Source organism: Pseudomonas sp. 2, assembly GCF_056627435.1.
In genome coordinates, this window is sequence record NZ_JBWXNG010000010.1 from 1 (window position 1) to 14,264 (window position 14,264).

Genomic DNA, 14,264 nt, shown 5'->3' on the forward strand with positions numbered 1-14,264 from the left:
AGTCCGACGAAGGAGGACCCAAACCAGGAGCAGGACACCTTGGTTACTTGGGTGTCTTTTCCAAGTAACTCGACGAAGTCGAAACAGGTCTGACGTTAGGAAGAACGCTCTTGATCTTGATCTTGAACTTCACGTCGAAAATGCAACCGCGCCGTATCAGACACACCGCATACACAGGTTTTACGACGACTTCGTCGCCGATCGCGGGACAAGCCACGCTCCTACAGGTTTCGATGATCCCCCCAACGATATATATCGATTTGTTACCGGCTTTCTCCCCGGTATCACCCCAGCCACCCAGGTGAGTCCTATCACCCCGAAAACCCTGCATTCCATCGCACCAGCCCCCTCACAAGCCACGCTGGACTTGCCGGATTAGAAGGCTTTGCCAATAATGGGCGCGTTATTTGCTTCGTTGATAGGTTTGCTCTAGTCGCCCCTTGCACAATCTGTTGGGGCTGTCAATCAGGCTGAACGGCTTTCTCGGTGCTTCTGTAACTACTTGTCGCATTGAAGAAATATCGACTTACAGCCTGCCGCTAAAATGCCGATCACTCGCCGAAGGCTTGCCGGGCCGATCAACCGGGCAGCACCTCGCGTCGCAATTTCAGATTGTCCTTCTGCTCATCGGGCCTTGCTGCCCATGGCCACTTGTCGCGTTTTACCGATGGAGTTTCAAGAATGAAAAAGCTCATGCTGCTGGGCGCACTGGCGCTGTCCGTACTGGTTCAGCCTGCGTTCGCCGATGAAAAGCCCCTGAAGATCGGTATCGAAGCGGCGTACCCTCCATTCGCCTCCAAGGCGCCGGACGGCAGCATCGTCGGCTTCGACTACGACATCGGCAACGCCCTGTGCGAAGAGATGAAGGTCAAGTGCGTGTGGGTCGAGCAGGAATTCGACGGCCTGATCCCGGCGCTGAAAGTGCGCAAGATCGACGCCATCCTGTCCTCGATGTCCATCACCGAAGACCGCAAGAAGTCCGTCGACTTCACCAACAAGTACTACAACACCCCGGCCCGCCTGGTCATGAAGCAGGGTACCGTCGTCAGCGACGCCCTGACCGAACTCAAGGGCAAGAACATCGGCGTGCAGCGTGGTTCGATCCACGAGCGTTTCGCCAAGGAAGTCCTGGCTCCGCTGGGCGCTGAAATCAAGCCGTACAGCTCGCAGAACGAAATCTACCTGGACATCGGCGCCGGTCGTCTGGACGGCACCGTGGCCGACGCCACCCTGCTGCAGGACGGTTTCCTGAACACCGACCAGGGCAAGGGCTACGCTTTCGTGGGTCCTGCGTTCACCGACGTCAACTACTTCGGCGACGGCGTAGGCATCGCGGTGCGCAAAGGCGACAAGGCCGATCTGGACAAGATCAACGCCGCCATCGCCGCGATCCGTGCCAACGGCAAATACAAGGCCATCCAGGACAAGTACTTCAACTTCGACATCTACGGCAAGTAAGTCGACGTCAGTACGCAGTGGCGCAAGCAGCGGGGCATTGGCTCTTCTGATTGCGCCATTTTTCTATCCCGCGCTCGAGGGCCAAACAACATGTTGAAAGGCTACGGACCCGTCATTCTCGACGGTGTATGGCTGACCTTGCAGCTCGCGCTGTGCTCCATGGCACTGGCCATCGTGCTCGGCCTGATCGGCGTGTCGTTGCGTCTGTCGCCGGTGCGCTGGCTGGCCTGGCTGGGCGACCTGTATTCCACCGTCATTCGTGGCATCCCCGATCTGGTGCTGATCCTGCTGATTTTCTACGGCGGCCAGGACCTGCTGAACCGCGTCGCGCCCTTGCTGGGGCATGACGATTACATCGACCTGAACCCGCTGATGGCCGGCATCGGCACGCTGGGCTTCATTTTCGGTGCGTATCTCTCGGAAACCTTTCGCGGCGCCTTCATGGCCATTCCCAAGGGGCAGGCCGAAGCCGGCATGGCCTATGGCATGAGCAGCTCGCGGGTGTTCTTCCGCATCCTGGTGCCGCAGATGATCCGTCTGGCGATTCCGGGTTTCACCAATAACTGGCTGGTGCTGACCAAGGCCACCGCGCTGATTTCCGTGGTCGGTCTGCAAGACATGATGTTCAAGGCCAAGCAGGCGGCCGATGCCACCCGCGAACCCTTCACTTTCTTCCTCGCAGTCGCGGCCATGTACCTGGTGATCACCAGTGTTTCGCTGCTGGCACTGCGGCAAATCGAAAAACGCTACTCGGCGGGCGTAAGGGTGGCCGACCTATGATCTTCGATTACAACGTGGTCTGGGAAAACCTGCCGCTGTACTTCGGCGGCCTGCTGATTACCCTGAAATTGCTGGCCCTGTCGCTGTTCTTCGGCCTGTTGGCGGCTTTGCCGCTGGCCTTGATGCGGGTCTCGAAAGTGGCCTGGGTCAACCTGCTGGCCTGGAGCTACACCTACGTGATTCGCGGCACGCCGATGCTGGTGCAGCTGTTCTTGATCTACTACGGCCTGGCCCAGTTCGAGGCGGTGCGCGAGAGCTTCCTGTGGCCGTGGCTGTCCAGCGCGACCTTCTGCGCATGCCTGGCCTTTGCGATCAACACCAGTGCCTACACCGCTGAAATCATCGCCGGCAGCCTCAAGTCCACGCCGCCGGGCGAGATCGAGGCGGCCCGGGCCATGGGTATGTCCAAGGCCAAGATGTACCGCCGTATTTTGCTGCCGTCGGCCCTGCGCCGGGCGCTGCCGCAGTACAGCAACGAAGTGATCATGATGCTGCAGACCACGAGTCTGGCTTCCATCGTGACCCTGATCGACATCACGGGCGCGGCGCGGACGGTCAACGCGCAGTTCTATCTGCCGTTCGAGGCCTACATCACCGCCGGCGTGTTCTACCTGTGCCTGACCTTCATTCTGGTGAAACTGTTCAAGCTGGCCGAGCGCCGCTGGCTCGGTTACCTCGCACCGAGGAAGCACTGATATGCAACGCATCGATCATCCGCTGCCCTGGAGCACCCTGGGCACTGAACGCACGCTGAGCGTGTTCCGCTTCGGCCAAGGCGAGCGCAAGGTCTATATCCAGGCCAGCCTGCACGCCGACGAACTGCCCGGCATGCGCACCGCGTGGGAATTGAAGAAGCGCCTGACCGAGCTGGAAGCGCAGGGCCTGCTCAATGGCGTCGTCGAGCTGGTTCCGGTGGCCAACCCGATTGGTCTCGGCCAGTTGCTGCAAGGCAATCACCAGGGCCGTTTCGAATATGGCAGCGGCAAGAACTTCAACCGCGATTTCACTGAGCTGAGCGAGCCGGTGGCTGAAAGGCTGGCTGGCAAATTGGGTGATGATCCACGCGCCAACACCCTGCTGATCCGTCAGGCGATGAACGATGTGCTGGCACAGCTGCCGCCGCCCGCCAGCGAACTGGCCGGCATGCAGCGCGTGTTGCTCAGCCATGCCTGCACTGCCGATATCGTGCTCGACCTGCATTGCGACACCGATGCCTCGCTGCACATGTACGCGCTGCCGCAGCACTGGCCGCAGTGGCGTTCGCTGTCGGCTTATCTGGGCGTCAGCGTGGGTTTGCTGGCCGAAGATTCGGGCGGCAGCTCGTTCGACGAAGCTTGCTCGCTGCCTTGGCTGCGTCTGGCCAAGCAATTCCCCGAGGCGCAGATTCCGTTGGCGTGCATGTCCACCACGGTCGAGCTGGGCGGCCAGTCCAACACCGGCAAGGCCGAAGCCGAAAAGTACGCCGAGGGCATTCTGGCGTTCCTCGCCGAGCACGGCCTGATCGCTGGCGAGTGGCCCAAGCCCGCTCACGAGCCCTGCGAAGGCATGCCATTTGAAGGCACCGAAATGATCTATGCGCCGCACACCGGCGTGCTGACCTTTCTGCGCGCGGCAGGTGACTGGGTCGAGGCGGGCGATCCGCTGTTCGAGGTCATCGACCCGCTCAACGACCGCGCGACCACCGTCTGTGCCGGCACTGCCGGTGTGCTGTTCGCCATCGAAAAGCTGCGTTACGCCCAGCCGGGTTACTGGATGGCCAAGGTGGCGGGCCGTACCCCGCTGCGCAGCGGCCGCCTGCTCAGTGACTGATTACCTGTGAGAACCCCAACCATGAACAAACTGGAAGTCCAGGACCTGCACAAGTGCTACGGCAGCCACGAAGTGCTCAAAGGCGTTTCGTTGACCGCCAAGGCAGGCGATGTGATCAGCATCATCGGCTCCAGCGGCTCGGGCAAAAGTACTTTCCTGCGCTGCATCAACCTGCTGGAACAGCCCAAATCCGGGCGCATTCTGCTCAACAACGAAGAGCTCAAGCTGGTTGCGAACAAGGACGGCGGCCTGAAGGCGGCTGATCCCAAGCAACTGCAGCGCATGCGCTCGCGGCTGTCGATGGTGTTCCAGCATTTCAACCTGTGGTCGCACATGACCGCGCTGGAAAACATCATCGAAGCGCCGGTTCACGTGTTGGGCGTGCCGAAGAAAGAGGCGCTGGAAAAAGCCGAGCACTACCTGAACAAGGTGGGCGTGGCCCATCGCAAGGACGCCTATCCGGGGCACATGTCCGGTGGTGAGCAGCAGCGCGTGGCGATTGCCCGGGCGCTGGCGATGGAGCCTGAAGTGATGTTGTTCGACGAGCCGACCTCGGCGCTCGACCCTGAACTGGTGGGCGACGTGCTCAAGGTGATGCAGGCGCTGGCCCAGGAAGGTCGCACCATGGTCGTGGTGACCCACGAAATGGGCTTCGCCCGCGAAGTGTCGAACCAGCTGATTTTCCTGCACAAGGGCTTGGTCGAAGAAAGCGGCGACCCTCGTGAAGTGCTGGTCAATCCGAAGTCGGAGCGCCTGCAGCAGTTCCTGTCCGGAAGCTTGAAGTAACCATTGCGCCGTTTTCCACGGTGCGTTTTGTTACAGAACAGTTCATGCTGCGCGTCATTCGGCTCGCCTGCATCAACTGAACGCAACAGATTTCATACGCTTTGCGTGTGACCCATAACAAACTGCGACAGGTTTCGGACTGCACGACATGACTGCCCATCGAATCGGATTTCTTATCTGGCCCAGCACCAAAGCCTTGACCCTGGCGCTGGCCGAAGAAGCCCTGCGTGTCGCGCAGCGCGTGCATCCGGAAGTGGTCTATGAAATGTCGTTCCTGCAGGCCGAGCCGCCAGCTGAAGGCGCCGCCTGGCAATTGCCGGGCGAGCCGTGGGCAGGGCGCCTTGAAGGTTGTCAGAAAGTTTTCCTGATCGCCGATGAGCCACCGGCGCCGATGTCCTCGGCGCTGGGCGGCGCGCTCAAGCAACTGGTGCGCGCCGGTTGCGTGATCGGCGGTCTGTCGGCGGGGGTTTATCCGCTGGCGCAGTTGGGGCTGCTCGACGGTTATCGCGCGGCGGTGCACTGGCGCTGGCAGGATGATTTCGCCGAGCGTTTTCCCAAGGTCATTGCCACCAGCCACCTGTTCGACTGGGATCGCGATCGCCTGACCGCATGCGGTGGCATGTCGGTGCTCGACCTTCTGCTGGCCGTGCTGGCCCGCGATCACGGGGCCGAGCTGGCCGGTGCGGTGTCCGAGGAGCTGGTGGTCGAACGCATCCGTGAAGGTGGCGAGCGCCAGCGCATTCCGTTGCAGAATCGCCTGGGTTCCAGCCATCCAAAGCTGACCCAGGCCGTGTTGCTGATGGAAGCCAATATCGAAGAGCCGCTGACCACCGATGAAATCGCCCAGCACGTGTGCGTTTCCCGGCGCCAGTTGGAGCGGATCTTCAAGCAGTACCTCAATCGGGTGCCGAGCCAGTATTACCTGGAACTGCGCCTGAACAAGGCGCGGCAGATGCTGATGCAGACCAGCAAGTCGATCATCCAGATCGGGCTGTCCTGCGGTTTCTCCTCGGGGCCGCATTTCTCCAGCGCCTACCGCAACTTCTTCGGCGCCACCCCGCGCGAAGACCGCAACCAGCGCCGCAGCAGCAGCCCGTTCGAGTTGTCGTCGGTGCCCGCCGAGCGCGGTTGATCCGTTGTCACTGTGGGAGTGAGCTTGCTCACGAATCCGGTATTTGGCGCGCTACTATATGTCGTCTGTTGTGCCCCTTCGTGAGCAAGCTCACTCCCACGGTCGGGACCCGCCACCGGCAATTCGACTTCAAATCCACATTCCCCTGCTACAACCCCTCGCCAACGTTTAAACTGCGCCTTTGCGAAGCATTTTGTCGCATTGCCGAAAGCCTCTGAAAAAGCCGGGTTTGCGCTATAAGAAGTTGTCGCTTGGCAGCAAGGCTGCGCAGAAATCAGTCCTTACAATCCTTCCATCGCTCGCCAGTCCCAGGCAGGCGTTCCTCTTCAGGAGACTCCGATGTCCGTTGAGCAAGTACCGGTGCAACGTGCCGATTTCGACCAGGTGATGGTCCCCAACTACGCGCCCGCAGCGTTCATTCCGGTACGCGGCCAGGGTTCCCGCGTATGGGATCAGGCGGGGCGCGAGCTGATCGACTTCTCCGGCGGCATCGCGGTCAACGTGCTGGGCCACGCCCATCCGGCGCTGGTCGGCGCATTGACCGAACAGGCCAACAAGCTGTGGCATGTCTCCAACGTCTTCACCAACGAGCCTGCGCTGCGTCTGGCCAAGAAGCTGGTCGACGCCACTTTCGCCGAGCGCGTGTTCTTCTGTAACTCCGGCGCCGAAGCCAACGAAGCGGCCTTCAAACTGGCCCGTCGCGTGGCTCACGATCTGTACGGCAGCGAGAAGTACGAGATCGTCGCCGCACTGAACAGCTTCCACGGCCGCACCCTGTTCACCGTGAGTGTGGGCGGGCAGCCGAAGTACTCCGACGGTTTCGGCCCGAAGATCACCGGCATCACCCACGTGCCGTACAACGATCTCGCAGCCTTGAAGGCCGCGGTCAGCGACAAGACCTGCGCTGTGGTACTGGAGCCGATCCAGGGTGAAGGCGGCGTGCTGCCAGCCGAACTCGAATACCTGCAAGGCGCGCGCAAACTGTGCGACGAGCACAACGCGCTTCTGGTGTTCGACGAAGTGCAGAGCGGCATGGGCCGTTCGGGCCATCTGTTCGCCTACATGCACTACGGCGTGACCCCGGACATCCTGTCGAGCGCCAAGAGCATCGGCGGCGGCTTCCCGATGGCCGCCATGCTGACCACCGAAAAACTGGCCAAGCACCTGGCCGTCGGCGTGCACGGCACCACCTACGGCGGCAACCCGCTGGCGTGTTCGGTGGGTGAAGCGGTCATCGACGTGATCAACACCCCTGAAGTACTGGGTGGCGTGACGGCCAAGCATGAGCTGTTCAAGGCGCGTCTGGAGAAAATCGGCCAGCAATACGGCGTGTTCAGCGAAGTGCGCGGCATGGGCCTGCTGATCGGCGCGGTGCTGACCGATGCCTGGAAAGGCAAGGCGAAAGACTTCTTCAACGCGGCTGAAAAGGAAAACCTGATGATCCTGCAGGCCGGTCCGGACGTGGTGCGTTTTGCGCCGAGCCTGGTGATCGAGGATGCGGACATCGAGGAAGGCCTGAACCGCTTCGAGCGTGCGGTGGCGGCGTTGACCAAGGCGTAATGATTGCCCTGTAGGAGCGCGCTTGCCCGCGAACAATATTTCATACGACCTCCATATGTCGTCTGAAATGGCCAATCGCGGGCAAGCGCGCTCCTACACGGAGCTGCGCCGATCTTTATTTTTATGCGCCGGACAACCGGCCCCGATTTTTTTCAAGGAGTGACACCATGCTGGTGATGCGCCCTGCGCAAATGGCTGATCTGAGCGAGGTTCAACGCCTGGCTGCGGACAGTCCGATTGGTGTCACGTCCCTGCCGGATGACGCTGGCCGTCTGGGTGACAAGATCGCCGCGTCCGAAGCGTCGTTCGCCGCTGAGGTCAGTTTCAACGGCGAGGAAACCTATTTCTTCGTGCTCGAAGACACCGAATCCGGGCGTCTGGTGGGCTGTTCCGGGATCGTCGCTTCGGCCGGCTATTCCGAACCCTTCTACAGCTTTCGTAACGAAACCTTCGTTCACGCCTCCCGTGAGCTGAAGATCCACAACAAGATCCACGTGCTTTCCCAGTGCCATGACCTGACCGGCAACAGCCTGCTGACCAGTTTCTACGTGTTGCCCGAACTGGTCGGCACGCTGTGGTCGGAGCTCAACTCCCGCGCACGCCTGCTGTTCGTCGCGGCCCACCCGGAGCGTTTCGCCGATTCGATCGTGACCGAGATTGTCGGCTACAGCGATGAAAACGGCGATTCGCCGTTCTGGGACGCCATCGGCCGCAACTTCTTCGACCTCAACTACGCCGAGGCCGAGCGCCTCTGCGGCCTGAAGAGCCGGACCTTCCTGGCCGAGCTGATGCCGCATTACCCGATCTACGTGCCGCTGCTGCCCGATGAGGCGCAGGAGGCCATGGGCCAGGTGCACCCTAGGGCGCAGATCACCTTCGACATCCTGATGCGCGAAGGCTTCGAGACCGACCACTACATCGACATCTTCGATGGTGGCCCGACCCTGCATGCGCGCACCTCGGGCATCCGCTCGATCGCCCAGAGCCGCGTGGTGCCGGTGAAAGTCGACACCGTCGACAGCGGTGACGCGGTCAAGGGCGGGCGCCCGTATCTGGTCGCCAACAGCCAGTTGCAGGACTACCGCGCGGTGATGCTGGAACTGGACTGGGTGCCCGGCAAGCCGGTGACCCTGAGCCTGGCCGCCGCCGAAGCGCTGGGCGTCGGTGAAGGCGCCAGCGTGCGCATCGTCGCGGTTTGAGTTGAGTTCGGGCAGCCAGTGAGCGGCTGCCGTGTCGCAGATTAGCGAGTTCGCCGGTGTCCGTACGACGCCGGCTTGAGGAGAAAGCATGATCGTTCGTCCCGTACGCAGCAGTGACTTACCGGCACTGATTGATCTGGCGCGCAGCACAGGCGCAGGCCTGACCACGCTGCCGGCCAACGAGGCGCGTCTGGCGCACCGCGTGGGCTGGGCGGAAAAGACCTTCCGTGGCGAAGCCGAACGCGGCGACACCGATTACCTGTTCGTGCTCGAAGACGACGATGGCCGCGTGGTGGGAATTTCCGCCATCGCCGGTGCCGTCGGCCTGCGTGAGCCCTGGTACAACTACCGGGTGGGTCTGACCGTCAGCGCCTCGCAGGAACTGAACATCTACCGCGAAATCCCGACCCTGTTTCTGGCCAACGACCTGACCGGCAACTCGGAGCTGTGCTCGCTGTTCCTCCACGCCGATTTCCGTAACGGCCTCAATGGCCGCCTGCTGTCCAAGGCGCGGATGCTGTTCATTGCCGAATTCCCCGAGCTGTTCGGCAACAAGATCATCGCCGAGATGCGCGGCATGTCCGACGAGCAGGGCCGTTCGCCGTTCTGGGAGAGCCTGGGGCGGCACTTCTTCAAGATGGAATTCAGCCAGGCCGACTACCTGACCGGCGTTGGAAACCGGGCATTCATTGCCGAATTGATGCCCAAGTTCCCGCTGTACAGCTGCTTCCTGTCGCAGGCCGCCCGGGATGTGATCGGCCGCGTGCACACCAGCACGGAACCGGCGCTGACGATGCTCAAGGCCGAAGGTTTCAGCTATCAGGGTTACGTCGACATTTTCGACGCCGGCCCTGCCATCGAATGCGAAACCGGCAAGATCCGCGCGGTGCGTGACAGCCAGGCGCTGGTGCTGGCCGTTGGCACGCCGGGTGACGACGCCACGCCGTTCCTGATCCACAACCGCAAGCGCGAAGATTGCCGCATCACTGCAGCGCCGGCGCGTTTTGCCGCAGGCACGCTGGTGGTCGATCCGAAGACCGCCAAGCGCCTGCGCCTGACGGCGGGCGATCAGGTCCGCGCGGTGCCGCTTTCTCCGGCACGGGAGGGTGTGTGATGAATAGCTTGTACATCGCGGGTGCCTGGCAGGCCGGGCAGGGCGAGCCATTCGAATCGCTGAACCCGGTCAGCCAACAGGTGATCTGGGCGGGGCAAGCGGCGACAGCCGCGCAGGTGGACGCCGCGATCCATGCAGCACGTCAGGCGTTTCCGGCCTGGGCCACACGCACGCTGGACGAGCGCATCACGGTGCTTGAAGCCTTCGCGGCGACATTGAAACGCCGCGCCGACGAAATCGCCCATTGCATCGGTGAGGAAACCGGCAAGCCGCTGTGGGAATCAGCCACAGAAGTGACCAGCATGGTCAACAAGGTCGCGATTTCCATCCAGAGCTACCGCGAGCGGACTGGCGAGAAGAGCGGCCCGCTGGGCGATGCCACGGCGGTCCTGCGGCACAAGCCCCATGGCGTGGTGGCGGTGTTCGGCCCGTACAACTTCCCTGGGCATCTGCCCAACGGGCATATCGTCCCGGCGCTGCTGGCCGGTAACGCCGTGGTGTTCAAGCCCAGCGAACTGACGCCGAAAGTCGCGGAGCTGACCGTGCAATGCTGGATCGAGGCCGGGCTGCCCGCGGGCGTGCTGAACCTGGTGCAGGGCGCGCGGGACACCGGTATCGCGCTGGCCGCGAACAGCGGTATCGATGGCTTGTTTTTCACCGGCTCCAGCCGTACTGGCAATGCCCTGCATCAGCAGTTCGCCGGGCGCCCGGACAAGATCCTGGCCCTGGAAATGGGCGGCAATAACCCGCTGGTGGTCGATCAGGTCGCTGATGTGGATGCGGCGGTGTACACCGTGATTCAGTCGGCGTTCATTTCCGCCGGCCAGCGCTGCACCTGCGCTCGTCGCCTGCTGGTACCGCAGGGCCCGTGGGGCGATGCCTTCATGGCGCGTCTGGTCGAAGTGGCCTCGACCATCCAGGTGGGGGCTTTCGATCAGCAACCGGCGCCGTTCATGGGGTCGGTGATTTCGCTGCAGGCGGCGCAAACCCTGCTCGATGCTCAGGAACAACTGCTGGCCAATGGCGCCGTGGCGCTGCTGGAAATGACCCAGCCACAGGCCCAGGCAGCCTTGCTGACGCCGGGCATTCTCGACGTGAGCGATGTGCTGGATCGTGCCGATGAAGAGCTGTTCGGGCCATTGCTGCAGGTGATCCGCTACAACGATTTCGACGGCGCGATCGCCGAAGCCAACGCCACTCAATACGGCCTGGCGGCAGGCTTGCTGTCGGATTCCCAAGAGCGCTATCAGCAGTTCTGGCTGCAGAGCCGCGCCGGTATCGTCAACTGGAACAAGCAACTGACCGGCGCGGCCAGTACTGCGCCGTTCGGCGGAGTGGGCGGTTCGGGCAATCATCGCGCCAGCGCGTATTACGCAGCGGATTATTGCGCGTATCCGGTGGCGTCGCTGGAGACCGGCACGCTGGTATTGCCCGCGAGCCTGACGCCCGGCATCACGTTGAACTGATTCTCGTAGCAGCACGGCTTGCCGGCGGGGCGGTGTATCAGCAACACATGTGCCGCCTGACACACCGCTCCCGCCGGCAAGCCGTGCTGCTACGGGTTCTGTGTTCAGGCGGTCACGAAGCAGCCTTACCCGAACATTGATGTCTATAAAAACAGATCCACGGAGCCTCACCGATGAAATCCTGTGAAGTCAACTTTGACGGTCTAGTGGGGCCAACCCATAACTACGGCGGGCTGTCCTACGGCAACGTCGCGTCCCAGAGCAATTGCCAGCAGGCCTCGAACCCGCGCGAAGCTGCGTTGCAGGGGTTGGCGAAGATGAAGGCGCTGATGGAGATGGGCTTCACCCAGGGCGTGCTGGCGCCGCAGGAGCGTCCGGACGTCGCCGGGCTGCGCAAGCTGGGTTTCGGTGGCACTGACGCGCAGGTCATCGAGCGCGCCGCCAAGGAGTCGATGCCGTTGCTGGTGGCCAGTTGCTCGGCGTCGAGCATGTGGGTGGCCAACGCGGCCACCGTCAGTCCCAGCGCCGACACCCTTGATGGCCGGGTGCATTTCACCGCCGCCAACCTCAACTGCAAGTACCACCGCAGCATCGAGCACCCGACCACCAGCCGCGTGCTGGGAGCGATGTTCGCCGATCAGCAGCACTTCGCCCATCACGCCGCCTTGCCTGCCGTCGCCCAGTTCGGCGATGAGGGCGCGGCCAACCACACGCGCTTTTGCCGCAGCTACGGGGATGCCGGGGTCGAGTTTTTCGTGTTCGGTCGCGCGGCGTTCGACACGCGCTTCCCGGCGCCGCAGAAATACCCGGCGCGCCAGACCCTCGAAGCCTCGCAAGCCGTGGCCCGTTTGCACGGCCTGAGTGACGACGGCGTGGTTTACGCCCAGCAGAACCCGGCGGTGATCGATCAGGGCGTGTTCCACAACGACGTGATCGCGGTCGGCAACGGCGAGGTGCTGTTCTATCACGAGGACGCCTTCCTCAATACCGAGTACATGCTCAGCGAGCTGCACGACAAGCTCGGCCGTCGCGGCGGGCGCTTCCAGGCGATCTGCGTGCCGCGCAACGAAGTCGGGGTTGAGGATGCCGTGCGTTCCTACCTGTTCAACAGCCAGTTGCTGTCCCGCGCCGACGGTTCGATGTTGCTGATCGTCCCCGAAGAGTGCCGCAGCAACGAGCGCGTGTGGAATTACCTGCAGCGCCTGATCGCCGACGACAGCCCGATCCGCGAGGTCAAGGTCTTCGATCTCAAGCAGAGCATGCAGAACGGCGGTGGCCCGGCGTGCCTGCGTTTGCGCGTGGCGCTCAACGAAACGGAACTGGCGGCGGTCAACCCAGGCGTTATCATGACCGCGCCGTTGTACGACACCCTGACGCAGTGGGTGGACAAGCACTATCGCGACCGCCTGAGCGAAAACGATCTGGCCGATCCGTGCCTGCTGACCGAATGTCGTACGGCACTGGATGAACTGACGCAGCACCTCAAGCTGGGCTCGGTCTATCCTTTCCAAATCAATTGATGCACCAGAGAGAATTTTTACATGACCGACGCCCTGCGTTTGATCCTTGAAGACACCGACGGCACCCAGCTGGAAACCTCCTGCACCCGTTTTGCCGTTATCTGGCAGGGCAAAGAAGTGTGGATTCAGCAGGATGGCCGCGGTCAGCTGCTGATCGGCGTGGACGTCGAAGAAGGCGACACCGAATACGCCAACCTGCTGCTGCGCCCGATGGCGACCAACCTGGTCAGCCTGCAGCTGGAAATGGAAGCGGCCGACGAAGGTGACGACGAAGAGGAAGGTCACGTTCACGGTCCTGATTGCAATCACTAAGCGGAAGTAGGCCTTATGCTCGCCCTCGGCAAACTGCTTGAACTGACTCTCGCGGGTCGCGAACCCGCAGAAAAGACTCAACTGACCGTCGAAGGCGTGCGCATGCGCTGGCTGGCCGAAGGGGCGCTGGAAGTCAAACCGCCCCAGGGGCGTGACAATGGCACCGACCTGCTGCTGTCGGCAGGCGTGCACGGCAATGAAACCGCGCCGATCGAGCTGCTCGACGAGCTGATTCATGCCATCGCCCGGGGTGAACTCAAGCCTCGGGCGCGTATTCTGTTTCTGTTCGGCAACCCCGAAGCGATGCGTCGTGGCGAGCGCTATGTCGAGCACGACATCAACCGGCTGTTCAATGGCCGTCACGAGCAGGGCAGCGGCGCCGAAGCCATGCGCGCCTGCGAGCTGGAGCGGTTGGCGGCGAGCTTTTTCAGCGTGCCCGACCGCTACCGCCTGCACTACGACCTGCACACCGCCATTCGCGGCTCGAAAATCGAGCAGTTTGCCCTGTATCCCTGGAAAGAAGGCCGACAGCATTCACGCCGCGAGCTGGTGCGCCTGCATCGCGCCGGGATGGAGGCGGTGTTGCTGCAGAACAAGCCGTCCATTGTGTTCAGCGCCTACACCTACGACAAGCTGGATGCCGAGGCCTTCACCCTGGAGCTGGGCAAGGCACGGCCATTCGGGCAGAACCAGGACGTGGACCTTGCGCCGCTGAAAGCCACGCTCGAACATCTGATTCGTGGCACTGAGCCTTTAGTTGGCGATCAGATCGACGGTTTGAAGCTGTTCAGCGTCGCCCGGGAAATCATCAAGCACAGCGACGCCTTCCGCCTGAACCTGGCGGCGGATGTCGAGAACTTCACCAAACTGGAGAAAGGCTTCGTGCTGGCCGAGGACCTGGCCGATTCACGCTGGGTGGTGGAAGAGGAGGGCGCGCGCATCATCTTTCCCAACCCGAAGGTCAAGAACGGCTTGCGAGCGGGGATTCTGATCGTGCCGACGACGGATGAGCAGTTGGCCTGAAATTGAAAGCCTGCCAAATGCTGTGATCAATTGTGGGAGCCGGCTTGCTGGCGAATGCGGACAGTCAGACACTACAACTTTGAATGACACACCGTATTCGCCAGC

Annotated in this window: 13 protein-coding genes; all 13 read left to right on the forward strand. The window is 62.2% G+C overall.

Annotation, left to right across the window (positions count from 1 at the left end; genetic code table 11):
- The first annotated feature begins 681 nt into the window (after positions 1-681).
- The 13 genes from AC1MEK_RS17275 to astE all read left to right on the forward strand — a co-directional run bounded on the left by AC1MEK_RS17275 (position 682) and on the right by astE (position 14,159).
- Positions 682-1,458 (forward strand): ABC transporter substrate-binding protein, encoded by a 777-nt coding sequence (locus tag AC1MEK_RS17275; protein WP_480397503.1) that lies wholly within the window; start codon positions 682-684, stop codon positions 1,456-1,458.
- 90 nt (positions 1,459-1,548) lie between these two features.
- Positions 1,549-2,238: an ABC transporter permease gene (locus AC1MEK_RS17280; protein ID WP_480397504.1), complete on the forward strand. Its 690-nt coding sequence runs from the start codon at positions 1,549-1,551 to the stop codon at positions 2,236-2,238.
- Entirely contained in the window at positions 2,235-2,933 is a 699-nt protein-coding gene (locus AC1MEK_RS17285) for an ABC transporter permease (protein ID WP_480397505.1), read from the forward strand. The genes AC1MEK_RS17280 and AC1MEK_RS17285 overlap by 4 nt, the downstream gene beginning before the upstream one ends.
- Position 2,934: 1 nt before the next feature.
- Positions 2,935-4,047 (forward strand): M14 family metallopeptidase, encoded by a 1,113-nt coding sequence (locus AC1MEK_RS17290; protein WP_480397506.1) that lies wholly within the window; start codon positions 2,935-2,937, stop codon positions 4,045-4,047.
- A gap of 21 nt (positions 4,048-4,068) precedes the next feature.
- The gene (locus tag AC1MEK_RS17295; RefSeq protein ID WP_480397507.1) at positions 4,069-4,833 is read left to right on the forward strand and encodes an ABC transporter ATP-binding protein; all 765 of its coding nucleotides are present in this window, start codon (positions 4,069-4,071) and stop codon (positions 4,831-4,833) included.
- Between the two features lie 148 nt (positions 4,834-4,981).
- Positions 4,982-5,965, forward strand: a complete 984-nt coding sequence (gene argR / locus AC1MEK_RS17300) for a transcriptional regulator ArgR (RefSeq protein WP_480397508.1) — start codon at positions 4,982-4,984, stop codon at positions 5,963-5,965.
- Between the two features lie 339 nt (positions 5,966-6,304).
- The gene (locus AC1MEK_RS17305; RefSeq protein ID WP_480397509.1) at positions 6,305-7,525 is read left to right on the forward strand and encodes an aspartate aminotransferase family protein; all 1,221 of its coding nucleotides are present in this window, start codon (positions 6,305-6,307) and stop codon (positions 7,523-7,525) included.
- 167 nt (positions 7,526-7,692) lie between these two features.
- On the forward strand, positions 7,693-8,724 hold the full coding sequence (gene aruF, locus AC1MEK_RS17310; RefSeq protein ID WP_480397510.1) for an arginine/ornithine succinyltransferase subunit alpha: 1,032 nt from the start codon (positions 7,693-7,695) through the stop codon (positions 8,722-8,724).
- An 88-nt stretch (positions 8,725-8,812) separates the two neighbouring features.
- Positions 8,813-9,838, forward strand: a complete 1,026-nt coding sequence (gene astA, locus AC1MEK_RS17315) for an arginine N-succinyltransferase (RefSeq protein WP_480397511.1) — start codon at positions 8,813-8,815, stop codon at positions 9,836-9,838.
- Positions 9,835-11,304, forward strand: coding sequence for a succinylglutamate-semialdehyde dehydrogenase (gene astD, locus AC1MEK_RS17320; RefSeq protein WP_480397512.1), 1,470 nt, complete (start codon positions 9,835-9,837; stop codon positions 11,302-11,304). The genes astA and astD overlap by 4 nt, the downstream gene beginning before the upstream one ends.
- A 173-nt stretch (positions 11,305-11,477) precedes the next feature.
- Positions 11,478-12,824 carry an N-succinylarginine dihydrolase gene (astB, locus tag AC1MEK_RS17325; RefSeq protein WP_480397513.1) on the forward strand — a complete coding sequence of 449 codons (1,347 nt, stop codon included), beginning with the start codon at positions 11,478-11,480 and terminating at the stop codon, positions 12,822-12,824.
- 21 nt (positions 12,825-12,845) lie between these two features.
- Entirely contained in the window at positions 12,846-13,136 is a 291-nt protein-coding gene (locus AC1MEK_RS17330) for a topoisomerase II (protein WP_480397514.1), read from the forward strand.
- Between the two features lie 15 nt (positions 13,137-13,151).
- On the forward strand, positions 13,152-14,159 hold the full coding sequence (astE, locus tag AC1MEK_RS17335; RefSeq protein ID WP_480397515.1) for a succinylglutamate desuccinylase: 1,008 nt from the start codon (positions 13,152-13,154) through the stop codon (positions 14,157-14,159).
- The last annotated feature ends 105 nt before the right edge of the window (positions 14,160-14,264 follow it).